We start from the raw sequence: 20,245 nt of genomic DNA on the forward strand, positions 1-20,245 counted from the left end.
CCATGGTCTGTCCCGTGTGCGCGTCGGACTCCGTCAGCCGGTGGGCGGCCGCGAGCGGGGGGCGGGCGGCGCGGTGCCGGCCCCCGGACCGCCGGTGACCGCGCCGTTCGCGTACCCGTGGACGGTGAGGTACGGGAGCACGGGCTGGCGCCGGGCCGGTACCGCGGCAGGGTCCGCCCAACCGCCTCGGCCGGCCCCGCGCACCCGGGCGTCATCCCCGCTCGCGCAGCAGCTCCAGTGTCCGGTCCAGCTCCGTCAGCAGGACGGCCGCCGCCCGGCCCGCGTCCGCCGCCGCGATGGCGTCGACCAGCGCGGCGTGGGTGTCGTCGCCCGTGCCCGGGTCCTCCGCGCGCAGCCGGGTGAGGTCCAGCAGGGTCACCAGCCCCTCCCGCAGCACGGGGAGGAACTCGGTGAACAGGCCGGTGAGGACGGGGTTGTGGGCGGCGGCGACCACGGCCGTGTGCAGGGCGATGTCGGCGTTCACGAAGCCCGTGTCGTCCCCGGCGGCGGCCGTACGGCGGTCCTCCAGCGCGGCCCGCAGCGCCGTGACGTCCTCGGGGGTGCGGCGCCGGGCGGCGAGCCGGGCCGCCTGCACCTCCACGCCCATGCGGACCTCGTAGACATCGGTGACCGCGGCCCGGCGCAGCCGGGCGGGCCAGTCCTCGGCGGGCTCGGTGGCGACGACGAAGACGCCGGCGCCGTGCCGGGGCCGGACCAGCCCGGCGCCGGCGAGGGCGCGCAGGGCTTCGCGGACCGTGGAGCGGCCCACGCCGAGTTCCCTGGCGAGGGTGGTCTCGCCGGGCAGCTTGGCGCCGACGGGCCAGTGCCCGGCGGTGATCTGCTCCCGCAGGCGCTGCGCGGCCTGTTCGACCAGCGGGCTGGGGCGGAGGGCACCGAGCGGCATCGAGGTCACCAACTTGCTGTGGAGGGCGGGGGTGTACGGACGAATCTGACTTGTCTGAGGAGCTGAGGTGTCGCTAGCGTACCCGGCATGACGCTGCGCGGCCTGCTTCTCCTCGGCTGCCGCGGCGGGGTTTGACGCGACCGGCGCCCCGCCGCGGGGCCCCGTGCTGCCGGTCACCGTCCGACCGAGCCGAGAGGCAGCCGACGATGACCACCACCCCCCTCTGGAACCCCCAGCGGCCCAGCCCGATGCCGTACCACCGCTACCGCCCCTTCCAGGACCGGGTCAGCGTGCCCGTGGCCGACCGGGCCTGGCCCACCGCCCGGATCGAGCGCGCCCCGCTCTGGGTGCCCGTCGACCTGCGCGACGGCAACCAGGCGCTGGCCGAGCCCATGGACACCCCCCGCAAGCGCCGCTTCTTCGACCTGCTGGTGGCGATCGGCTTCAAGGAGATCGAGGTCGGCTACCCGTCCGCGAGCCGTACCGACTTCGACTTCGTCCGGCACCTGGCGGACGGCGGGGCCGTACCGGACGACGTGACACCCGTCGTCTTCACGCCCGCCCGCGCCGACCTGATCGACCGGACCTTCGACGCGATCCAGGGACTGCCGCGCGCCGTCGTCCACCTGTACATCGCCACCTCGCCGGTGTGGCGGGAGGTGGTGCTCGGCCGCGGCCGGGCCGAGGTGTGGCGGACCGTGCGCGCCGCGGCGGAGCACATGGCCCGGCGCGCCGGTGACGCGCCCGGTGTCCGCTTCCAGTTCTCGCCGGAGACGTTCAACCTCACCGAGCCGGACTTCGTCCTGGAACTGTGCGACGGGCTCACCGAGGTGTGGGACGCGAGCCCGGACCGCCCGGTCACCCACAACCTCCCGGCGACCGTGGAGATCGCCACGCCGAACGTCTACGCCGACCAGATCGAGTACGCCCACCGCAACCTCGCCCGCCGGGACTCCGTGATCCTCTCGGTGCATCCGCACAACGACCGCGGGACGGGCGTCGCCTGCGCCGAACTGGCCGTCCTGGCCGGTGCCCAGCGGGTGGAGGGCTGCCTGTTCGGCAACGGCGAGCGCACCGGTAACGTCGACCTGGTGACCCTCGCCCTCAACCTCTACGCCCAAGGCGTCGATCCCATGGTCGACTTCGGCGACATCGACGCCGTACGGGAGACGGTGGAGCAGTGCAACCGGCTCCCCGTGCACCCGCGGCACCCCTATGCCGGGGAGCTGGTCCACACGGCGTTCTCCGGCACCCATCAGGACGCGATCGGCAAGGGGCTGGCCGAACACGCCCGCCGCGCCCGGGAGTCGGGCGTGCCGCAGGCACAGGCGCCGTGGTCGGTGCCGTACCTGCCGATCGACCCGGCTGACCTGGGGCGGTCGTACGAGGCGGTGATCCGCGTCAACTCCCAGTCCGGCAAGGGCGGGGTGGCGTACCTGCTGCGCACGCACCACGGCATCGACCTGCCGGCGCGGATGCGGGCCGACTTCGCGCGGGTCGTCCAGGAGGCGACGGACGACAGCGGGCGGGAGGCGACGCCGAAGGAGCTGTACGAGCTGTTCCGGGCGACCTACCTGGCCGACGGGGAGGCGGTACGGCTGCACGCCTGGTCCGCGCACGAACAGGCCCCCGGCGTGCACCGCTTCGTCTGCACCCTGGAGGCCGGCGACCGCGTCGGCGACCACGAGGGCACGGGTCCCGGCCCGCTGACCGCGTTCGTCGACGCGCTGGCCGGTGCGGGTCTCGCGGTCGACGTCCTGGACTTCACCGAGGACGGGACGGCGGCCTTCGCCGAGTGCCGGGTCGACGGTGTCACGGCCTGGGGCGCGGGCACGGGCCCGTCGGCCGCCGTGCACGCGGTGCTGTCCGCGGTGAACCGGGCGGTGCGATGACGCATCCGATGCCGGAGGTGCTGGAGGTGCCGGAGGTGCTGCGCGCCGAGGACGTGCACGTCGTCCGGGACGGGCGGGCCATCCTCCAGGAGGTCTCCCTGACCGTCCGGGCCGGTGAGCACTGGGCGCTGCTGGGCGCCAACGGCGCGGGCAAGTCCACGCTGCTGGGGCTGCTCGGCGCGGTGGTCCATCCGACCCGGGGCGCGGTGGAGGTGCTCGGACACCGGCTGGGCCGGGTGGACCTGCGCGAGCTGCGGGCCCTGGTCGGGCACGTCGACCCGCGCCATCGGCTGACCTCGCCGCTGCGGGTACGGGACGTGGTGCTCACCGGGGTGACGAACTCGATCGAGCCGGTCCCCCGGTGGCGGCCCACCCCGGAGCAGACGGAGCGGGCCGAGGCGCTGCTGGCCACGCTGGGGCTGGGGGCGCTGCGGGACGCGCGGTGGCCGACGCTCTCGCAGGGGCAGCGCGGCCGGACGCTGATCGCGCGGGCGCTGATGCCCGAGCCCCGGCTGCTGCTCCTGGACGAGCCGGCGACCGGCCTCGACCTGCCCGGCCGGGAGCGGCTGATCGAGGCGCTGGAGGAGCTGCGGGCGGCTCACCCGGAGCTGGCGACGGTGCTGGTCACCCACCACCTGGAGGAGCTGCCGGCGGGCACCACGCACGCCGTGCTGCTGCGCGACGGACGGGTGCTGGCCTCGGGGCCGGTCGCGTCGGTGCTCACCGGCGACCAGGTCGGCAAGTGCTTCGACCTGCCGTTGACGCTGGAGCGGCACGAGGGGCGCTGGAGCGTGCGGATCCGGCGCACGCGCGACGGCGTGACGGCGTGACGAAGGGGGTGCCCGGGCCGCTCGCGGCGGGCACCCCCTGTCGCCGGCGGATCACTTGCTCAGGTAGGCCCAGAACTCGTCGAACGACAGCACCTTGTCGCCGTTGAGGTCGCGGGTCTTGATGACGGCCTCCGCGACCGCCTCGGTGACGTTCCAGTCACCTTGCTGCGCGAGGGCGGACTTGAACTCCGCTGCGGTGATGAATCCGTCACCGTCCGCGTCGATCCGCTGGAACTGCTTGCGTGCTTCCTCGATGTCCGCCACCGATCCGCCCCTTTTGGTCGTGTTTCTCATGCCGTGCTGGCGTACTGACGCTGGTCAGATTAACGGCCCGCACGAGCGCGGAGTGCGGCGACCACCCAGGCGAAGTCCTCGGCGTGTGGTGGCGCGGACTGCCGGTTCACCACGGCGACCAGTTCCCGGTAGCGGGCCACGCGCTCGTCGAAGCCGGCCGTCATGCGGTCCAGCACGTCGCCCCGGTCGGCGTCGCCGAACAGGTCGTCCAGCACCTCCTGCGCCCCGGGCCCGGTGGGGTCGACGCCGCGCTCGCGGACCGGCGCCACCAGCTCCACGAGCCGCTTGGCGAACCACAGGGACCGCCCGCGCGGCTCGCCGGGCCGCCGGTCGGCCGCGTTGAACTCGACGGCCCGGCGCCAGGTGGACGGCGGTGCGCCGCATCCGTTCCCGGATGTCCGGGTCCACGGTGTCGAGCCCGTGCAGCGTCTCCGCCGCGAACTCCTCCATGATCCGCTGCCGTTCGGCGGCGGACAGTCGCACCGCGTCGCGCCACGGCCGACAGCACCGCACGGGTCACCCGCAGCGACCGGATCTGCGCGTCCAGCGCGGCCACGTGCCTGGCCGCGACCTGGGCCACGGTCCGCTCACCGGCCGGCACCGCGCGCACGTCCGCCAGGCCCAGGCCCAGTTCGCGCAGGGTGCGGACCAGCTCCAGGCGGGTGACACCGCCGGCGTCGTAGAGCCGGTAACCGCCGGGAGACCGGGCCACCGGGGTGAGCACGCCCGCGTCGGACCAGTAGCGGATGGTGCGCACGCTCAGGCCGGTGGCGCGGGCCAGCTCGCCGATGGTGAGAAGTCCGGTGCCGTCCTCGATCATGTCTGCGAGTCTGGGGCCTCCAGTGGGTGGAGACTCAAGGAGCGGGCTGTGGAGACGTTGCGTGACCTTCTCGACGCGGTGGCGGCCGGCGTGTTCCCGCCGGCGGACGGCGGTACGACGGTCGTACCGCAGCCCTCACCGCGGGACGCCGGCGTGCTGTCCTTCACCGCGCACTCGGTGGTCTTCACCGACGAGGACCCGGAGTGGGTGCGCGCGACGCTGCGCGGCCTGGACTGCGATCCCCTGGCCGCCACGATGAACCCGCGCTTCCTGACCGCCCTCATGGACCGGACCGGACGCCGGGCCGAGACCGTCGACGCGGTGCTGGTGGGCGACCCGCTGCCGGGTGAGCCTCCGCTCGCGCTGACGGAGATCCAGGACGCCGGCCACCCCCGGATCCGGTACGCCCGGGGGCGCCGGGACGAGGTGCGGGCCTGGCTGGCCGACGGCGGCGGGGTGCTGGTGATGGGGCGCGGGGTCGCCGGGCGGCTGGAGGTGTCGGTCGAGGTGGCCGAGGACGCCCGGCACCGGGGGCTCGGACGGCTGCTGGTGACGGCCGCCCGGCACCTGGCCACGGAGCCGCTGTGGGCGCAGGTCGCCCCGGGGAACGCCCGCAGCCTGCGGGCGTTCCAGGCCGCCGGGTACCGTCCGGTGGGCGCGGAACTGCTGCTTCAGCGGAAGATGCCGGTGTGCCCCAGTGAGTAGCGGCCCGGCTGGGGGTAGACGGCGAGGCCGTGCGGGCCGCTGCCGACCTTGACGCGGGCCACTTCGGCGCCGGTGCGGGTGTCGATGGCGTACACCTCGGAGTTGTAGCGGCCGGACAGCCACAGGACCTTGCCGTCGGCGGAGACCCCGCCCATGTCGGGGCTGCCGCCGCCGGGCAGGCGCCACTTCTTGGTGAGCCGGTTCCGGGTGAAGTCGAAGATGGAGATGGTGCCCTCGCCCCGGTTGGAGACGTACATCTCGCGGGAGTCGCGGCTGACGTAGAGGCCGTGGGCGCCCTTGCCGGTGGCGAGGAAGCGGGGCCGGGTGAACCTGTCGCCGTCGAGGATCCACAGGCCGCCCGCCATCATGTCGGCGATGTAGAACAGCTTGCCGTCCGGTGAGATCTTGACGTCCTGCGGCATGGCGCCGTGCAACGGCAGCTTCTCCTGGGCGACGACCTTCATCCGCGCCGTGTCGACCTTGAGGATCTCGCCGCTGAACTCGCAGGAGACGATGAAGTAGCGGCCGTCGATGGAGAAGTCGGCGTGGTTGACGCCGTAGCAGCTGACCGGGACGGCCTTGACGACCTTCATGGTGTGCGCGTCGCGGAAGACCAGTTGCCGGTCCATGGAGGCCATGACGACGGCGTACTTGCCGTCGGGCGTGAAGTACAGGTTGTACGGGTCGTGCACGGCGACCGGCTTGCCGGCCCGGCCGGTGCGCGGATCGATCGGGGTGAGGCTGTTGCCGAGGTCGTTGTTGACCCAGAGGGTCTTCAGGTCCCAGGACGGCACGACGTGCTGGGGCTGGCGGCCCACCGGGATGGTCTCGACGACCCGGTAGGTGGCGGGGTCGATGACGGTGACGGTGTCGGAGTTGGTGTTGGGGACGTAGACCCGGGAGGGGAAGTCCTTGACCACGGGCGAGAGCCGGTTCGGCCGGTCGGCGGAGTAGAGGTCGGCCGGGTCGTCCACCGGCGGCATCCCCGGCAACACGTCGACCAGCGGCTTCTTCACCTGCGGCTGGACCGGCGCCTTGCTGCCGGCGGGCTCCTGCGCCCGGTCGCGGGACCCGCCGCCGCACGCGGAGAGCAGCGTCAGGGCGGTGACGGCGGCACCGGCGGCCAGCAGGCGGGCGGCTTTCGTGGTTCGCATCAGCTCAGCAGCTCCGTGGTGGTGACCGCGCGCAGTCCGCGGCGGCCGAGTTCGGTCAGGACGTCGGGGAGGGCGGCGACCGTGTCGGGGTATCCGAAGTGCAGGCTCACCACCGATCCGTTGCGTACGCCGGCGAGCACCTCGCGGGTGACGGCGGCGGCGCCGGGGCGGGTGTAGTCGAGCGAGTCGACCTCGTACGACAGCACGTGCGGGTAGCCGGCGGCGCGGGCCAGCCGGACGACGAGCGGGGAGGCGGCCGGGGCGCGGGAGGGGCGGAACCAGGTGCCGATGGAGCCGGTGAGCCGTTTGAGCCGCGCGGCGCAGTCGGTGATCTCCCGGCGGGCCTCCGCCTCGGGCAGGGTGTTGACGCCGATGTGCCGCTGGGTGTGGTTGCCGAGGTCGTGGCCGCCGTCGAGGATGCGCCGGGCGAGGTCCGGGTGCTGGTCCAGCCAGGTGCCGACGGCGAGCACGGTGAGCCGCGCGCCGCGCTGTTCGGCGGTGTCGAGCAGCGCGCGGGCGAGGGCGGGATCCCCCTGGCCGTGGAAGGTGAGGGCCACCTGGGGGCGGGTGCGGGGGCCGTGGGTGATCTGGGCGGGCCGGCCGGGGTAGGCGCGGGGGGCCGGGGCCGCCGGGGCCGCCGGGGGGTGGAGGGAGGGGGAGGTGGGGGCCGGGGCGGTGGGCGGGGCGGCGGCCTGGCCGGTACCGCATCCGGCGGCGAGCGCGCCGCCGGTGACGAGCCCGGCGCCGGTGCGCAGCACATCGCGGCGGTGGGTGGGGATCACCCGCACCATTTAAGGGGTGATGGGTAAGAAATCGGGCGATTGGCGCCGGGGTTCTCCCGGCCCGGATGACGCGGCCGGACTCTTCACCGAGCCTCAGCGGTCGGCGACCCGCATCTCGAACCACGTCGTCTTGCCCCGCGGCAGCAGGTCGACGCCCCAGCGGTCGGCGAGCTTGTCGACGAGGAACAGACCGCGTCCGCTGACGTCCAGTTCCTGGACCGGCATCAGGCAGGGCAGCCCGCGCGAGGGGTCGCGGACCTCGACCCGGATCCAGCCGGTGCGGCGGCGCATCCGCAGGCCGAAGACCCGGGCGCCGGTGTGCCGTACGGCGTTGCCGACGAGTTCCGACACGAGCAGGACGGCGTCCTCGGCCAGTTTGGGGGTGAGCCGCCAGGTGCGCAGGACGACGACCTGGGCGAGCCGGCGGGCGGTGGCCGCGGACTCCGGGCGGGACGGCAGCGGGACCTCCGCCTCCGTCGGGTTCCCGAACAGTTCGAGCGCTTTGAGCCCCTGTTCGTCCTCGACCGCGGGTGACCAGCGTGCCGCGGCCGCACGGCTGTCTCCCCGCGGCTGTTCGATGCCCTCCAGCCCCGCCATGCCCCCATGATGGCCGTCCGGAGCCGTCTTGGGGGCCGTTCCGGAGGAATACGCCCCCCGCACGCCCCCGCCCCGCGCCCGTCGATCGGCATATGCCGTCGGCATGTCGATGTCCGGCACAGCCCTGTTGACCTGCGGCGACGGCTCACTTCCGGGCAATCGACGGGCTCCCTCGACAAAGCAGGCTTAAGGTTGTGTTAAGGCTCCCATAAACCGCCCCATCGAGGGACCCGAATGAGACGACGCGTCAATTGCAAGGCGACCCGCGCCAGTCGGCGGGGCGTTCACGCGATTGACGGTCAGACGAACTTGGCCTTGCCCGGCCCCTCCTCCACGAAGCTGCGCATGCCGCGCTCGCGGTCCTCGGTGGCGAACAGACCCGCGAACCAGTTCCGTTCGACGGCGAGCCCGGTGTCGATGTCCGCCTCCAGGCCGGTGTCCACGGACTCCTTGGCCGCGCGCAGCGCGATGGCCGGGCCCTGGGCGAGCCGCGCGGCCCAGGCGTGCGCCTGCTCGTACACCTCGGCGGCCGGTACGACGCGGTCCACCAGGCCGATGGCGAGGGCCTCGTCGGCCTTGACCTGGCGGCCCGTGAAGATCAGGTCCTTGGCCTTGGAGGGGCCGATCAGCCGGGGCAGCCGCTGGGTGCCGCCGGCGCCCGGGATCAGGCCGAGCAGGATCTCGGGCTGACCGAGCTTGGCGTTGTCGGCGGCGATGCGGTAGTCGGCGCACAGGGCCAGCTCACAGCCGCCGCCGAGGGCGTAGCCGGTGATGGCCGCGACGACGGGCTTGGGGATGCGGGCGACGGCGGTGAAGGAGTCCTGCAGGGCACGCGAGCGCCGGACCATCGCCGCGTGGTCCATGTTCTGCATCTCCTTGATGTCCGCGCCCGCCGCGAACACCCGCTCGCCGCCGTAGATCACCACGGCGCGCACGTCGTCGCGGTCCGTGGCCTCCTCGGCCAGCTCCTTCAGCCGGTCCTGGGTGGCGATGTCCAGCGCGTTCATCGGCGGCCGGTCGAGCCGCAGGGTGCCGACGCCTTCGGCGACTTCGAGAGAGACGGTCATGGGGGCCAGGTTAACGGCCACTAACGGCAATGGGCCCGGTGCCGTAGGTCACAGCACCGGGCCCGTACGTCAGACGGGGCTCACTTCGTCCACTCCGCCCACGACATGTTCCAGCCGTTGAGGCCGTTGTCGGGGGCCACCGTGCGGTCGTGGGAGTTCTTGACGACGACCACGTCACCGATCATCGAGTGGTTGAAGAACCAGGCCGCCGGGACGGAGCTGTCGTAGCCGCCGCGCACGTCGCGCAGGCCGACGCAGCCGTGACTGGCGTTGTAGTTGCCGAAGGCGCCGCCGCCCCAGTAGTTGCCGTGGATGAAGGTGCCGGAGGTGGTGAGGCGGATGGCGTGCGGGACGTCCTTGATGTCGTACTCGCCGCCGTAGCCGACGGTCTCGCCGTTCATGCGGGTGACGGCGAGCTTCTCGCTCATGACCATCTGGCCGTTCCACGTGTCGTAGCCGGGCTTGCCGGTGGTGACCGGGATGGTCTTGATGACCTTGCCGTCCTGGGTGACCTTCATCGTGTGCTTCTTGGCGTCCACGACGGAGACCTGGTTGCGGCCTATGGTGAACTTGACGGTCTTGCGCTGCTTGCCGTAGACGCCGTCGCGGCCCTCGACGCCGTCCAGGTCGAGGTCGACGGTGACCTTGGTGCCTTCCTTCCAGTACTTCTCGGGGCGGAAGTCCAGGCGGTCGTTGCCGAACCAGTGCCCCTCGACGTCGACGGCCGGCTCGGTCTTGACGCGGATGGCCTTCTCGACCGCGTCCGGGCTGGTGATGCCCCGGGTGAAGCGTATGGAGAACGGCATGCCGACACCGACCGTGGAGCCGTCCTCGGGGGTGAAGTAGCCGACGAAGGTGTTCTTCGGGGTCAGCGTGGTGAAGGTGGAGTCCTCGGCGGCCTCGCGCCCCTCGGAGTCCTTGGCGACCGCGTGCACCGTGTACTTGGTGCCGGCGGCCAGGTGGGTCGACGGCGTCCAGGAGGCGCCGCCGCCGGATATCGCGCCCTCGACCTTCGCGCCCTTGGCGTCCTTGACGGTGACCTCGGTCAGCTGGCCCCGGGCGACGCTCACCTTGAGCGCCCCGCTGGTGTCGACGCCGGTCGCACCGGGCTTGGGCGCGATGCTGAGGGCGGCCGCCGACTGCTCGCTCTTCTGGCTGCCGGCGTCCTTGCCCTTCCCGCCCCCGGATCCCGAGTCGTCGCCCCCGCCGCACGCGGACAGCGACAGCACGAGGGCACCGGCTATGAGTGCCAGTCCCCCACGGCCTCGCCGCCCCCGAGCCGACGCCCCCGCCACAGGCCGCGTGTTCACGTTGTTCTCCCCTCCAGCGGGCCTGGTCAGACCCGCTCCCCACCACGTTGTGCGCGCATATTAACTGCCAGGATTTGAGCTGGGTGTCAGGCGAATGTCACCGTTCCGTCGCAACTTCCGCCCGGCACCCGTACCGCGCGCCCCGCCCCCTCACCTGGTTACTTCACCGCGCTGCCCGCTTTCCATTCCTTCCAGCCCATGTTCCACCCGCCGAGGCCGTTGTCCGGGGCGACGGTCTTGTCCTTGCTGTTGACCACTTCGATGACGTCTCCGACGAGGCTGCGGTCGAAGAACCAGCCCGCCGGGGTGTCCGAGCTGCCGCCCTTGACGTCCATGAGGCCCACGCAGCCGTGGCTGACGTTGACCTGGCCGGGGGCGTCCGGAGCCCAGTAGTTGCCGTGCAGGAAGGTGCCGGAGTCGGTGAGCTTCATGGCGTGCGGGACGTCGGGGATGTCGTACTCGGCGCCCAGGCCGACCGTCTGGCTGTTCATGCGGGTGACCTCCAGCATGTCCATCACCACCATCTTCCCGTTGTACGTCGGGTGCTTGGGGGCGCCCGCGGTGATGGGGACGGTGGCGAGGAGCTGTCCGTCACGCCGGACGTCCATGGTGTGCTCGGCAGCGTCGACCACGGAGACCTGGCTGCGGCCGACGGTGAAGGAGAACGTCTTGTCCTGCAGTCCGTAGATCCCGCGGGCGCCCTGGACGTCCCGCAGGTTCAGGTCGACGGTCACCTCGGTGCCGGGCTTCCAGTAGTGCTCGGGGCGGAAGTCCAGCCGGCCCTTGCCGAACCAGTGCGGGCGGATCTCGACCGGGGGCCGCGCGCTGACCCGGACCGCGCGCTGGACGGCGGCGCGATCGGTGATCTCCTGGCTGAAGGAGAGCGAGACGATCATGCCGGTGCCGACGGTGGCGCGGTTCTCGGGACTGACGTAGGCGATGAACCGCCGGTCGGGCACGTAGGTGGTGAAGGTGGTGTGCCGGGCCGCGCGGCGGCCGTGGGAGTCGAGCGCGACCGCGTCGACGGTGTACTTGGCGGCCAGCGCCAGCCGGTCCTCGTCGGGCTGCCAGGTCAGCCCGTCCTCGCTGATGCGCCCCGGGACCGGTGTCTCCTGCGCGTCCTGGGACTTGACCACGGTCACCTTCTCCAGGCGCCCGCCGGGCACCCGTACCCGCAGCCGGTCACCCGGACGGACGGCCTTGCCGCCGTCGTCGGGGGTCACCCGGATGACGTCCTCGGGGGCCGGGGGCTTGCCCAGCGCCCCGCCCACGCCCAGGGGTCCCGAGCCGTCCATGGAGCAGCCCGCGAGCAGCCCCGCCCATGTCAGTGCGGCGGCCAGCGCGGCCCCCGCGCGCCGTGCGCGTCCAGTTACGTGCCTCACGCGAGACTCAACGACCGGGCACGCTCCGGGGAAACGTGAGTGCGAGCCACGCGCTGGGCAGAACAGAGGGAAGGACGACACGTTGGGGGGTCTTCCCGCAGGAGACCCCCGGCCCGCGTCGGAGCCGTCGGGGCGCGGTCGTACCGGGTGGCCGGGGTGCCGAGAACGCCCCCCGGCCGCCCGGCGCGGCCGGTCGTGCCCCTCGGGCGAGCCACTGGGAAGAGGGGCGACAGTGACGAGCGCAGCCGAGCAGCGGGCACCGGCCGGGGGGCCGGCCGCGGGGAGCGGGCAGCCGTCGGCGGTGAAGGGCGCCCGGCGGGCCGTACCGCCCGTCCCGGCCGTGTGGCCGGGCGCGCCGACCCCGCTGGGGGCCCGGTACCGGGTCGGCCCGGACGGGGTCGCGGGCACGAACTTCGCGCTGTGGGCGGCCGGGGCGGAGGCGGTCCGGGTGTGCCTCTTCGACGAGGGCGGCAGGGAGACGCAGATCCCGCTGACCGAACTGACGCACGAGATCTGGCACGGCTTCGTGCCGGGGGTGATGCCCGGCCAGCGCTACGGCTACCGGGTGGACGGCCGCTGGGACCCGTGGACCGGCGCCCGCTGGAACCCGGCGAAGCTGCTGCTGGACCCGTACGCGCGGGCGGTGGACGGGGAGTACGCCTCGTCCGGGCTGGCACCGGAGGTGTACGGGCACGTGCGGGACTGGCCGGACCAGTCGGTCGCCGACACCGTGCGCGACGAGCGGGACTCGGCGCCGTACGTCCCGAAGGGGGTCGTCGTCCACGACGACGACGACTGGTCCGACGACCGGCGCCCCAAGACGCCCTGGGCCGACTCGGTGATCTACGAGCTGCATGTGCGGGGCTTCACCAAGCTGCACCCGGGCGTCCCCGAGGAACTGCGCGGCACCTACGCGGGGCTGGCGCACCCGGCCGCGATCGACCACCTCGTCAGGCTGGGCGTCACGGCCGTCGAACTGCTGCCGGTGCACCAGTTCGCGCACGAGGACCACCTGCTGCGCCGGGGCCTGACGAACTACTGGGGCTACAACTCCATCGGCTACTTCGCCCCGCACGCGGCCTACGCGGCCTCCGGTACGACCGGACAGCAGGTCGGCGAGTTCAAGCGGATGGTGCGCGCGCTGCACGCGGCCGGCATCGAGGTCATCCTGGACGTGGTCTACAACCACACCGCGGAGGCCGGCGAGCTGGGCCCCACGCTGTCCCTGAAGGGCATCGACAACCGTGGCTACTACCGGCTCCAGGACGACGCCCGCCGGTACGCCGACTACACCGGCTGCGGCAACACCCTGCACGTGGTGCGGCCCCAGGTGCTGCGCCTGATCACCGACTCGCTGCGCTACTGGGTCACCGAGATGGGTGTGGACGGCTTCCGCTTCGACCTCGCGGCGGCGCTGGCCCGCTCGATGCACGACGTCGACATGCTCTCCCCGTTCCTGGCGGTCATCGCCCAGGACCCGGTGCTGCGCCGGGTGAAGCTGATCGCCGAGCCGTGGGACATCGGTTCCGGCGGCTACCAGGTGGGCGCCTTCCCGCCCCTGTGGACCGAGTGGAACGACCGCTACCGCAACGCGGTCCGGGACTTCTGGCGGCACGCCCTGCCCGACGTGCGCGAGATGGGCTACCGCCTGTCCGGCTCCAGCGACCTGTACGCCTGGGGCGGCCGGCGCCCCTACGCCTCGGTCAACTTCGTCACCGCGCACGACGGCTTCACCCTGCGCGACCTGGTGTCGTACGAGACCAAGCACAACGAGGCCAACGGCGAGAGCAACCGGGACGGCACCGACGACAACCGCTCCTGGAACTGCGGTGCCGAGGGCGAGACCGACGACGCGGACGTACGGGCGCTGCGCCGCAGGCAGCTGCGGAACCTGCTGACGACCCTGCTGCTGTCCACCGGCGTGCCGATGCTGGTCGCGGGCGACGAACTCGGCCGTACCCAGCGCGGCAACAACAACGCCTACTGCCAGGACAACGAGACCAGCTGGCTGGACTGGTCGCTGCTGGAGCAGCCCGGCTGGCGGGCCCTGTTCGACCTGACCTCCCGGCTCATCGCGCTGCGCCACCGGCATCCGGTGCTGCGCCGGCGGGCCTTCTTCTCCGGCCGCGCCCAGACCGCGGACGGGCTGCGCGACCTCGCCTGGTTCACCGCGCGGGGCGCGGAGATGACCGAGGGCGACTGGTACGCGCCCGCCGCCACGCTCGGCATGTATCTGTCCGGCCGGGACATCCCGGGCCGCGACGAGCGGGGCGCTCCGGTGGTGGACGACAGCTTCCTCGCCGTGCTGCACGCGGGCGACCGGGCCACCGGGTTCGTGCTGCCCGGACCGCCGTGGGCGGAACGGTACGAGGTGGTCGTCGACACCTCGGTCGAGGAGCAGGACCGGGCGCCGGGCACGGTCCACCGGGCGGGGGCGGAGATCACGGTGCCCGCGCGGGCGGTGCTGCTGCTGAAGGTGGCCTGAGCCCGTGTGAGAGCCGTACGTGACGCGAGTCACGCCTCCCTGGTGCAACGCGCTCGGGGCTCAGGGACTTTTCCCTGAGGGAGGAAGCCATTTGGCACGCCGGTCCATTTGGCGTACCCGCACTGATAAAACACGCACATTCAATCGTTGGGCTTTCAATTAACCACCCTCCAGGCGACATTCTGCGCTGGTTATTATCTGATAACCTCTCAGATCTGTTCACTCGGCGAAACAATTGCCGGGTTCATTTCTGGAGTGAGGACTGCTATGAACAAGCTCGCGCGCGTGTCCATCGTGGCAAGTGCCATGTCGGCCGCATTGTCCGTGTTCGTTGGGATCGCGCCGTCGGCATCGGCAGCGAGCGGTCCCCGGCTCATGAACGACAACAACTACTGCCTGGGCAGCCAGGGCGGAGCCAACAGGACGAACGCCCTGCAGTGGTACTGCAACAGCAACCCCGACCAGTCCTGGCACTTCAGCAAGATGGGGAGCGATTCCCACGGAACCTACTACCGGGTGACCAACGACAATGGCCAGTGTCTGGGCATCAATGGCGTCTCCCAGGCGTCCGGCGCGACCGCCACGGTGTGGGACTGCAACGGAAACAAGGACCAGCTGTGGTATTGGCAGAAGGGTTCCAGTGCGGGCTGGTACCAGATGATCAACAGGAATTCGCAGATGTGCCTGGGCACAAAGGGCTCCGCCGTCGGGGCCAAGGCGATTCAGTGGCCGTGCAACGGCAACCCTGACCAGCGATGGGGTCAGTTGGACCACTGAGGGTGATGGCCCCCGGCCGGGGCTAGGACGACGGCGCGGTAGCCGGCCCCAGGAAGGCCGCGACCGCCGCCGTGAACCGGTCGGCGTCGTCGCACCACGGGTAGTGCCCGGCGCCGGGCTGGACGACGAACTCGGCGTCCGGGAAGAGGTCCGCGAACTCGGCCACGGTGCCGGGAGGGGCTCCCGGGTCGACCTCGCCGGCCAGGAGGAGGACGGGCCGCGCGAACCGGGCGAGCGCGGCGCGGGTGGCCGCCGGGGCGAAGGCGCCTTCTGCGCCGAAGGCGGCGACGACCTCCGGGTTCGTCCGCTCGTCCGCGGCGGCCTGACGGGCCTCGGCCGCCGCGTCCCAGCGGCCGTGGGAGAACGGTGCGACGGCCTTCCAGCGGCCGGGGGTGGCCTCGCCCGCGACGATCGCCTCCAAGGCCGCGAACGCCTCCGGGAACCACGGTTCCTCCCGGCGGAGCCGCGCGGTCCGCAGCCGGGCGTCACCGGTGATCGTGAGGCCGACGGCCCGGACGCTCGGCGTGATCAGCACGAGCCTGCCGACACTGTCCGGACGGCGGCTCGCACAGAGCACGGCCAGATTCGCGCCGGCGCAGTGCGCGAGCAGGTCCATCCGGTCCAGGCCCAGGTGTTCGCGCAGGGCCTGGACGTCGTCGACGAGCCGGTCGCAGCGGTAGGAGACGGTGTCCTGCGGGGTCGCGGACCGGCCGGTGCCCCGGAGGTCCAGCCTGATCACCCGCCGGTGCGCGGTCAGGCCGCCGAGGTCGGCGAGGTAGGCGGAGTCCGTCGGGCCTCCGGGCAGACAGATCAGCGGGGGTCCGTCCCCGGACACGTGGTAGGCGAGCCGGGTCCCGTCGTACGCCGAGAAGGTAGGCATGGCCGGGACCCTGTCAGCGGCGCACAGGCGAGGGCAACCGGGTTTCGGCGGACGCCCGGACCCCGCCGCGGGTCAGGCCAGGCTCTCCCGCCACGCCTTGTGCAGATCCGCGAACCGGCCCGTGCCGCCGATGAGTTCGTCCGGGCGGCCGTCCTCGACGATCCGGCCGTGTTCCATCACCAGGACCCGGTCCGCGATCTCCACCGTGGAGAGCCGGTGCGCGATCACCACGGCGGTACGGCCCCGCAGCACCGTCGCCATCGCCCGCTGCACCGCCCGCTCCCCGGGCACGTCCAGCGAACTGGTCGCCTCGTCCAGGATCAGCACGGCCGGGTCGGCGAGCAGCGCCCGCGCGAAGGCGACCAGCTGGCGCTGCCCGGCGGAGATGCGGCCACCGCGCTTGCGGACGTCCGTGTCATAGCCGTCGGGCAGCGCGCTGATGAACTCGTGCGCGCCGATCGCCTTCGCGGCCCGCTCGATCTCCTCCCGGGTGGCGTCCGGCCGGCCGATCGCGATGTTGTCGGCGACCGTGCCGGAGAACAGGAACGCCTCCTGCGTCACCATGACGACCCCGCGCCGCAGTTCGGGCATCGCCAGCTCGCGCAGGTCCACGCCGTCCAGCAGCACGCGGCCGGCGGAGGGGTCGTAGAACCGGGCGAGCAGCTTGGCGAGGGTCGACTTGCCCGCACCGGTGGAGCCGACGACCGCGACGGTCTGCCCGGCCGGCAGGGTCAGGTCGAAGCGGGGCAGCACCTCGCCGCCCGTGCGGTAGCCGAACCGGACCCCGTCGAAGACCACCTCGCGCCCCGGGAACTCGCTCTTGAGCGGCGGCAGCTCGCGCGGGTGCTCCGGCTCCGGCACGGACGGCGTCTGCGCCAGCAGCCCGGCGATCTTCTCCAGGGAGGCGGCGGCCGACTGGTAGGAGTTCAGGAACATGCCGAGCCGGTCGATGGGGTCGTACAGCCGGCGCAGATACAGCACGGCCGCTGCCAGTACACCCAGCTCCAGCGAGCCGGACGCCACCCGGTAGGCACCCCACAGGACGATCCCGGCGACCGCCGTGTTGGCCACCAGCCGGGAGCCGACCACATAGCGGGCCATCTCCAGCAGCGAGTCGCCGTTCGTGCGCTCGTGCCGCGCGTTCAGCACCGCGAACTCGGCGTCGTTCGCGGCCTCGCGGCGGAACGCGCGCACCGGCCGGATGCCGTTCATCGTCTCCACGAACTTCACGATCACCGCGGCGATGGCCGTGGACCGCGCCCCGTACACCCGCGCCGCGCGCCGCCGGTAGATCCGGACGAGCAGATACAGCGGGAGGAACGACGCCACCGCGACCGCGCCGAGGCCGAGGTCGAGCCAGAGCAGCAGCGCCGAGATGTAGACGAAGGACAGGATGACGGTCACCAGCTCCTGGAGCCCCTCGTCGAGGAGTTCGCGCAGCGACTCGACGTCCGTGGTGGACCGGGAGATCAGCCGGCCCGAGGTGTACCGCTCGTGGAAGTCGACGCTCAGCGCCTGCGCGTGGCGGAAGATCCGCCCGCGCAGGTCCAGCAGCACGTCCTGGCTGACCCGGGCGGAGGTCTCGATGAACGCGAACTGGAGCACACCGGAGGCGAGCGCGCACAGCAGATAGCCGGCGGCGACCGCGAACAGCGGCCCGCGCCGGTCGTCCCGGAACGCGGGTACGGCGGTGTCGAGGGCGTACGCCACCAGCAGCGGGCCCGCCTGCACCGCCGCCTGCTGGAGCAGCAGCAGGAGCGTGGTGAGCGTGACCCGGGCCTTCATGGGCGCGAGCAGCGAGCGCAGCAGGGCGGCCGTGGCGCCGGGCGGGCTGGGCAGGACGTCCCGGTCGAAGTGGTCGCCCGTGGCGCCCGCGTCCTCGCGGCGGCCCGGTTCCTCGCCGTCGTCGTCGCTGACGGCGGGGGTGGACGGGGTCGTGGTGGTCAACGGGAGCCCTCCTGTTCCCCGGACATCAGATGGGCGTACTCGGCGTTCTCGCGCAGCAGTTCCTGGTGGGTGCCGACGGCGGCGATCCGGCCGCCCGAGAGCAGGGCGACGCGGTCGGCGAGCAGGACCGTGGACGGGCGGTGGGCCACGATCAGCGCGGTGGTGTCGGCGAGCACCTGGCGCAGCGCGGCCTCGACGGCGGCCTCCGTGTGCACGTCCAGGGCGGACAGCGGGTCGTCCAGCACCAGGAACTCGGGCCGGCCGACGACCGCGCGGGCCAGCGCGAGGCGCTGGCGCTGGCCGCCGGACAGGCTGAGGCCCTGCTCGCCGACGCGGGTGTCGGTGCCCTGCGGCAGCGCGTGCGCGAAGTCGGCCTGGGCGATGGCGAGGGCCCGGTCCAGTTCCGGCTTCCCCGCGGTGTCCGAGGCGCCCATCAGCACGTTCTCCCCGACACTGGCGGAGAACAGCGTCGGTTCCTCGAAGGCCACGGCGACCCTGCCGCGGAGTTCCTCGCGGGACATGCCGGCGATGTCCACGCCGTTCAGCGTGATCCGCCCGGAGGTCACCTCGTGCAGCCGGGGGACGAGCGCGGTGAGCGTGGTCTTCCCGCTGCCGGTGGCGCCGACGAGGGCCATGGACTCACCGGGGCGGATGTGCAGGTCGACGCCGGTGAGCAGGGGCGGGGAGCCGGGGGGCGCGTCGGGGTAACGGAAGGACACGTTCTCGAACCGCAGCCCCTGCGCGGCGGCGGGGCGCGCGGCACCCCGCGGGCGCGGACGAGCGTCCCCGCCCCCGCCCTGCCGGTCCTCCGGCACCTCGTCCATCACCTCGAAGTACCGCTCCGTTGCGGTCGCCGCCTCCTGACTCATGGCCAGCAGGAACCCGATCGAGTCCACGGGCCACCGCAGGGCGAGTGCCGTGCTCAGGAAGGCCACCAACGTCCCGGCGGACAGCTCCCCGTCGGCCACCCGCAGGGCCCCCAGCACCAGCGCCGCCCCGATCGCCACCTCCGGGAGCGTGACGATGACGCCCCAGATCGTGGCCAGCAGCCGCGCCTTGCGCAGCTCCGTGCCCCGGAGCCGGCCGGCGAGTTCGCGGAAGGCGCGCGCCTGGCTGCGGTGGCGGCCGAAGCCCTTGATGACGCGGATGCCGAGCACGCTCTCCTCGACCACCGTCGTCAGGTCGCCGACCTGGTCCTGGGCGCGCCGCGCCACCTGCGCGTACCGCCGTTCGAAGACCACGCACGTCCACATCACAGGGACGGCGGGCCCGAGGATGACCAGTCCCAGCACCCAGTCCTGGAGCAGCATGATGACCACGCCGGCGAGGATGGTGACGCCGTTGACGAGGAGGAACGTCAGCGGGAAGGCGAGGAACATGCGCAGCAGCATCAGGTCGGTGGTGCCGCGCGAGAGCAGCTGGCCGGACGCCCAGCGGTCGTGGAAGGCCACCGGCAGCCGTTGCAGATGCCGGTACAGGCCGGCGCGCATCTCCGCCTCGACGTGCGACAGCGGCCGCGCCACGAGCCAGCGCCGTATGCCGAACAGGACCGCCTCGGCGATGCCGAGCAGGAACAGGTACAGCGCGCCGCGCCAGACGCCGGCCGGGTCGCGGTCGGCGACCGGCCCGTCGACCATCCACTTCAGGACGAGCGGGATCACCAGCCCCGTACAGGAGGCGACGACCGCGACGAACGCGGCGGCGAACAGCCGGGCGCGCACGGGACGGACGTACGGCCACAGCCGGAGCAGGGTCCGTACGGCGGATCGGTCGGGGGTTGCACGTGTCGTGGCCATCATGCGCGAGCGTACGGACCACCACTGACAACGCCCACCGAGTTTCGGCCCGGCCCGGCTCCGGCTGTGGCGCCGGGGCCGGTCCCGCCGGGCGCCGGCGACGTCGGTGCGCCGTCACCCGCTCGGGTCACCGTGTTCCGCCGGACGGGCTCGGCGCGCCCATGGCCCTTAAGGACCCGCTGTCCCCGGGAAGGCGACGGCCGTGCCGCACCGGCCGACCAACGGTCCGCATACCGAACATGAACATCCGGTCAACGAACCAAATCCGGCCAAGTTGGTGACGCGGTCCTGACAAGTGGCGAGATCTCCTGCCACTCTTCCCTGGCCGACTCACAGCAACCCCACAGTTTCTGCGCGTCTGTGTGAGCCGGCTCCGCACCTGCACGTGGCTTTCGCGTAACGCCTTGTTCTGCCCGGACGCCCCAACCCACCGTCCGGTCTCCCCGGCCGCGCGACCCGCGGTCACGCAGAAGGAGTCAGTGTTGAGAAGCAATTCCTCTCGCGGACGCACCTCCCACACCCCGCACCGCCGCACCGCGCACCGCCGCGCCGCCACCGTCGCCCTCGCCGGTGTCGCCGCCCTCATCGCCGCGGCCGTCCAGTCCGGCGCGGCCACCGCCGCC

General features: G+C 72.7%; 16 protein-coding genes and 1 pseudogene. 5 read left to right on the forward strand and 12 right to left on the reverse strand.

From position 1 onward, the window contains the following. Positions 1–211: 211 nt before the first annotated feature. A complete protein-coding gene (locus ABZV94_RS12650; RefSeq protein ID WP_356340155.1) occupies positions 212–904 on the reverse strand; it encodes an FCD domain-containing protein in 693 nt (230 codons plus the stop codon). Between the two features lie 206 nt (positions 905–1,110). Between ABZV94_RS12650 and ABZV94_RS12655 the strand changes: the two genes are divergently transcribed. Together ABZV94_RS12655 and ABZV94_RS12660 are read left to right on the forward strand one after the other, a co-directional pair. Further along, positions 1,111–2,796, forward strand: a complete 1,686-nt coding sequence (locus tag ABZV94_RS12655; RefSeq protein WP_356340125.1) for a 2-isopropylmalate synthase — start codon at positions 1,111–1,113, stop codon at positions 2,794–2,796. Beyond that, complete coding sequence (locus ABZV94_RS12660; RefSeq protein ID WP_356340128.1) at positions 2,793–3,626, forward strand: ATP-binding cassette domain-containing protein; 834 nt, start codon at positions 2,793–2,795, stop codon at positions 3,624–3,626. Before ABZV94_RS12655 ends, ABZV94_RS12660 begins: the two co-directional genes overlap by 4 nt. A 51-nt stretch (positions 3,627–3,677) precedes the next feature. Here ABZV94_RS12660 and ABZV94_RS12665 read toward each other — a convergent pair whose 3' ends face one another. Then, positions 3,678–3,890: an EF-hand domain-containing protein gene (locus ABZV94_RS12665; RefSeq protein WP_189819657.1), complete on the reverse strand. Its 213-nt coding sequence runs from the start codon at positions 3,888–3,890 to the stop codon at positions 3,678–3,680. Positions 3,891–3,949: 59 nt separating this feature from the next. Continuing rightward, positions 3,950–4,740: pseudogene (locus ABZV94_RS12670) on the reverse strand (MerR family transcriptional regulator). A 48-nt stretch (positions 4,741–4,788) separates the two neighbouring features. Between ABZV94_RS12670 and ABZV94_RS12675 the strand changes: the two are divergent. Continuing rightward, positions 4,789–5,445: a GNAT family N-acetyltransferase gene (locus ABZV94_RS12675; RefSeq protein WP_356340130.1), complete on the forward strand. Its 657-nt coding sequence runs from the start codon at positions 4,789–4,791 to the stop codon at positions 5,443–5,445. Here ABZV94_RS12675 and ABZV94_RS12680 read toward each other — a convergent pair. The 6 genes from ABZV94_RS12680 to ABZV94_RS12705 form a co-directional block, all read right to left on the reverse strand. Then, complete coding sequence (locus ABZV94_RS12680) at positions 5,412–6,599, reverse strand: beta-propeller fold lactonase family protein (protein WP_356340132.1); 1,188 nt, start codon at positions 6,597–6,599, stop codon at positions 5,412–5,414. The genes ABZV94_RS12675 and ABZV94_RS12680 overlap by 34 nt on opposite strands. Next, a complete protein-coding gene (locus ABZV94_RS12685) occupies positions 6,599–7,381 on the reverse strand; it encodes a polysaccharide deacetylase family protein (RefSeq protein ID WP_356340158.1) in 783 nt (260 codons plus the stop codon). The genes ABZV94_RS12680 and ABZV94_RS12685 overlap by 1 nt, the downstream gene beginning before the upstream one ends. Before the next feature lie 93 nt (positions 7,382–7,474). Beyond that, positions 7,475–8,083: an ATP-binding protein gene (locus ABZV94_RS12690; protein WP_165951875.1), complete on the reverse strand. Its 609-nt coding sequence runs from the start codon at positions 8,081–8,083 to the stop codon at positions 7,475–7,477. A 194-nt stretch (positions 8,084–8,277) separates the two neighbouring features. Next, positions 8,278–9,045: an enoyl-CoA hydratase-related protein gene (locus tag ABZV94_RS12695; protein ID WP_356340135.1), complete on the reverse strand. Its 768-nt coding sequence runs from the start codon at positions 9,043–9,045 to the stop codon at positions 8,278–8,280. Between the two features lie 80 nt (positions 9,046–9,125). After that, complete coding sequence (locus ABZV94_RS12700) at positions 9,126–10,298, reverse strand: Ig-like domain-containing protein (protein ID WP_356340160.1); 1,173 nt, start codon at positions 10,296–10,298, stop codon at positions 9,126–9,128. 215 nt (positions 10,299–10,513) lie between these two features. Further along, complete coding sequence (locus tag ABZV94_RS12705; RefSeq protein WP_356340137.1) at positions 10,514–11,737, reverse strand: Ig-like domain-containing protein; 1,224 nt, start codon at positions 11,735–11,737, stop codon at positions 10,514–10,516. Positions 11,738–11,969: 232 nt separating this feature from the next. On the opposite strand from ABZV94_RS12705, the gene glgX reads away from it, so the two are divergent. Together glgX and ABZV94_RS12715 are read left to right on the forward strand one after the other, a co-directional pair. Then, positions 11,970–14,222: a glycogen debranching protein GlgX gene (gene glgX, locus ABZV94_RS12710; protein WP_356340139.1), complete on the forward strand. Its 2,253-nt coding sequence runs from the start codon at positions 11,970–11,972 to the stop codon at positions 14,220–14,222. A 267-nt stretch (positions 14,223–14,489) separates the two neighbouring features. Further along, positions 14,490–14,999 carry an RICIN domain-containing protein gene (locus ABZV94_RS12715; protein ID WP_356340141.1) on the forward strand — a complete coding sequence of 170 codons (510 nt, stop codon included), beginning with the start codon at positions 14,490–14,492 and terminating at the stop codon, positions 14,997–14,999. 22 nt (positions 15,000–15,021) lie between these two features. On the opposite strand, the gene ABZV94_RS12720 is transcribed toward ABZV94_RS12715, so the two are convergent. From ABZV94_RS12720 to ABZV94_RS12730, 3 genes are all read right to left on the reverse strand, one after another. Next, a complete protein-coding gene (locus tag ABZV94_RS12720) occupies positions 15,022–15,879 on the reverse strand; it encodes an alpha/beta hydrolase (RefSeq protein WP_356340144.1) in 858 nt (285 codons plus the stop codon). A gap of 72 nt (positions 15,880–15,951) precedes the next feature. Then, positions 15,952–17,826 carry an ABC transporter ATP-binding protein gene (locus ABZV94_RS12725; protein WP_356340146.1) on the reverse strand — a complete coding sequence of 625 codons (1,875 nt, stop codon included), beginning with the start codon at positions 17,824–17,826 and terminating at the stop codon, positions 15,952–15,954. After that, the gene (locus tag ABZV94_RS12730; protein ID WP_356340148.1) at positions 17,823–19,622 is read right to left on the reverse strand and encodes an ABC transporter ATP-binding protein; all 1,800 of its coding nucleotides are present in this window, start codon (positions 19,620–19,622) and stop codon (positions 17,823–17,825) included. The genes ABZV94_RS12725 and ABZV94_RS12730 overlap by 4 nt, the downstream gene beginning before the upstream one ends. Positions 19,623–20,245: the final 623 nt, after the last annotated feature.

It is taken from the genome of Streptomyces sp. NPDC004658, from assembly GCF_040609555.1.
Classification (GTDB): domain Bacteria; phylum Actinomycetota; class Actinomycetes; order Streptomycetales; family Streptomycetaceae; genus Streptomyces.

What these genes read in the sequence shown, in the direction of transcription:
- ABZV94_RS12720 (WP_356340144.1), bottom strand. Translation starts at nt 15,879, where the DNA reads ATGCCTACCTTCTCGGCGTACGACGGGACCCGGCTCGCCTACCACGTG.
- ABZV94_RS12730 (WP_356340148.1), bottom strand. Translation starts at nt 19,622, where the DNA reads ATGGCCACGACACGTGCAACCCCCGACCGATCCGCCGTACGGACCCTG.
- ABZV94_RS12680 (WP_356340132.1), bottom strand. Translation starts at nt 6,599, where the DNA reads ATGCGAACCACGAAAGCCGCCCGCCTGCTGGCCGCCGGTGCCGCCGTC.
- ABZV94_RS12650 (WP_356340155.1), bottom strand. Translation starts at nt 904, where the DNA reads ATGCCGCTCGGTGCCCTCCGCCCCAGCCCGCTGGTCGAACAGGCCGCG.
- ABZV94_RS12660 (WP_356340128.1), top strand. Translation starts at nt 2,793, where the DNA reads ATGACGCATCCGATGCCGGAGGTGCTGGAGGTGCCGGAGGTGCTGCGC.
- ABZV94_RS12695 (WP_356340135.1), bottom strand. Translation starts at nt 9,045, where the DNA reads ATGACCGTCTCTCTCGAAGTCGCCGAAGGCGTCGGCACCCTGCGGCTC.
- ABZV94_RS12715 (WP_356340141.1), top strand. Translation starts at nt 14,490, where the DNA reads ATGAACAAGCTCGCGCGCGTGTCCATCGTGGCAAGTGCCATGTCGGCC.
- ABZV94_RS12655 (WP_356340125.1), top strand. Translation starts at nt 1,111, where the DNA reads ATGACCACCACCCCCCTCTGGAACCCCCAGCGGCCCAGCCCGATGCCG.
- ABZV94_RS12690 (WP_165951875.1), bottom strand. Translation starts at nt 8,083, where the DNA reads ATGCCGACGGCATATGCCGATCGACGGGCGCGGGGCGGGGGCGTGCGG.